1 protein-coding gene is annotated in these 532 nt (G+C 32.3%); it reads right to left on the minus strand.

Features of this window, described 5'->3' with window-relative positions; genetic code table 11:
- On the minus strand, positions 1 to 532 hold a 532-nt coding region (locus FUA24_RS00025), incomplete at both ends, for an amidohydrolase family protein (RefSeq protein ID WP_148539556.1).

Below are 532 nucleotides of genomic sequence, written 5' to 3' on the forward strand. Positions count from 1 at the left end.
GCACCGGTTTCTTTTGCTAATTCTATTGCTTTTGAAGACGATAAATAACAAGCTTCTTCGCTTCTTATTATAGGATGCTGCGAAATAGGAATATCATCACCATACTTTTCAATATGTGCTTGTAAATTGTTTTTTATTGTAGTTTCATCTTCACAATGTACTGATATTCTTAAATTGGTATTTTTGAAGATATTTTTTAAAACCTCTGGATCATCAACCAACATATTACCTGTTGAAGACCCTAAAAACAATTTTAATCCTGCAGCTTGGTTAGCATCTAGTTTTAAAATTTCGTTTAAATTATCGTTTGTACCTCCAAACATAAATGAATAATTAGCCGATGATGTTTTGGCTGCTATAGCAAATTTTTCTTCTAACTTTTCAATTGTTGTAGTTTGCGGATTGGTATTGGGCATTTCAATAAATGATGTAATACCACCTGCAATGGCTGCTTTAGATTCTGTTTCAATTGTAGCCTTTTGTGTTAAACCAGGCTCTCTAAAATGCACTTGATCATCAATAACACCAGGTA

It is taken from the genome of Seonamhaeicola marinus, from assembly GCF_008085455.1.